The following is a 2,095-nucleotide window of genomic DNA, read 5'->3' as shown; positions in this document are numbered from 1 at the left end:
CTGGCGCTCGCGCTGCTGGCGCTGTTCGCGCTCGACCGGCTGTTCCCGCCGCCGCTGCCCGGTGCGGGCGGCGCCACCGTGGTGCTGGCCGCCGACGGCACGCCGCTGCGCGCCTTCGCCGACCGCGACGGCGTCTGGCGCTATCCGGTCACGCCCGGGCAGGTGTCGCCGTATTACCTCGAGGCGCTGCTGGGCTACGAAGACCGCTGGTTCCACCGCCACCCCGGCGTGAACCCGCTGGCGCTGGCGCGCGCCGCCTGGCAGTGGGCGGCGAACGGCCGCGTGGTGTCCGGTGGCTCGACGCTCACCATGCAGGTGGCGCGCATCCTCGACCCGCAGCCGCGCAGCGCCGGCGGCAAGCTGCGCCAGGCGCTGCGCGCGCTGCAGCTGGAGTGGCGGCTAGACAAGCAGGAAATCCTGACGCTTTACCTCAACCACGCGCCCTTCGGCGGCACCGTGGAAGGCGTGGAGGCGGCCAGCTGGGCCTACCTGGGCAAACCCGCGCGCGAGCTGTCGCAGGCCGAGGCGGCACTGCTGGCGGTGCTGCCGCAGGCGCCCAGCCGGCTTCGCCCCGACCGCCACCCGGACGCCGCGCGCGCCGCCCGCGACAAGGTGCTGGCGCGCCTGGCGGGGCAGGGCACGTGGAGCAACGAGGACGTCGATGCCGCGCGCATCGAACCGGTGGTCGCGCGCCGGCTGCAGCCGCCGGTGTCGGCGGCGCTGCTGGCCCAGCGCCTGCGCGCCGCGAATCCGGGCCAGTCGCGCATCACCAGCACGCTCGACGCCAACCTGCAGCGCACGCTCGAAGCACGCCTCGCCGCCTATTTCGCCCAGCTGCCCGAACGCAGCTCGGCGGCGCTGCTGGTGGTGGACAACGCCACGCTGGAAGCGCGGGCCTACGTTGGCTCGCTGGCCTTCGGCGACGCGCGCCGGCTCGGCCACGTGGACATGGTGCGCGCGGTGCGTTCGCCCGGCTCCACGCTCAAGCCCTTCCTGTACGGCCTGGCGCTGGACGACGGCCTGGTGCATTCGGAAAGCCTGCTGGTGGACGCGCCGCAGGCCTTCGGCGACTACCGGCCGGTGAACTTCGACCCGGCCTTCAACGGGCCGGTGTCGGTGGCCGAGGCGCTGCGGTTGTCGCTGAACGTGCCGGCGGTGGACCTGCTCGACCGCATCGGCCCGGAACGTTTCACCGCGCGGCTCGCGCACGCGGGCCTGGACCTGCAGCTGCCGCGCGGCGCCCGCCCGAACCTGTCGATCATCCTCGGCGGCACCGGCACGCGGCTGGAGGAACTGGTGGGCGCCTATGCCGCGCTCAACCGCGGCGGCCTGGCCGGACAGGTGCGCTACACGCCCGATGCGCCGTTGCAGGAGCGCCGCCTGCTGTCGCCGGGCGCGGCCTGGATCGTGCGCGAAATCCTCGAGTCGCACGGGCGTCCGGGCCAGCGCGAGGGACTGGTGGACACCAGCCGGCGCCAGCGCGTGGCCTGGAAAACCGGCACCAGCTTCGGATTCCGCGACGCCTGGGCGATCGGCGGCACGGCGCGGTTTACGGTGGGCGTGTGGGTGGGCCGCCCCGACGGCACGCCGCTGCCCGGTCAGTACGGCGCCATCACCGCGCTGCCGCTGCTGTTCGAAGTGGTGGACAGCCTGCCGCGCGCGGCGGGCGACACGGGCCGCACGGCCATGCCGGACACGGTGGAAAAACGCGAGGTTTGCTGGCCGCTGGGCCTGCCGCCGGATCCCGCCGCGCCGGGCCTGTGCCATCGCCGCCGCGATGCCTTCGTGCTGGCCGGGCAGCTGCCGCCGACGCTGCCGGAGCGCGAGGCGCGGCTGTGGAGCGCGGGAAAATTGTCGCTGGACGTGGATGAACGCAGCGGCCAACGCCTGTCGGCGTCCTGCACGGCGCGGCACGCGCGCCAGCGCGTGGAGATCGCGCGCTGGCCCAGCCTGGCCTACCCGTGGCTGCCGGCGCAGGAGCGCCGAGCCTCGGCCATCCCGGCGCTCGCGCCCGACTGCGCGCCCGACGCCCTGGCCGCCGTGGAATCGCTGCGCATCGAAGGCCCCGCCAACGGCAGCCGCCTGGCCCGCGCCC

Annotated in this window: 1 protein-coding gene; it reads left to right on the top strand. The window is 75.1% G+C overall.

The annotated features are described in order from the left end of the window. A partial coding sequence (gene pbpC / locus N790_RS04870) for a penicillin-binding protein 1C (protein ID WP_084062656.1) occupies positions 1-2,095 on the top strand: 2,095 nt, incomplete at its 3' end.

It is taken from the genome of Arenimonas malthae CC-JY-1 (assembly GCF_000747075.1).
GTDB classification, from domain to species: Bacteria; Pseudomonadota; Gammaproteobacteria; order Xanthomonadales; family Xanthomonadaceae; genus Arenimonas; species Arenimonas malthae.
Note: the sequence above shows the minus strand (reverse complement) of the source record. Positions and strands in the feature narration are given on the sequence as shown.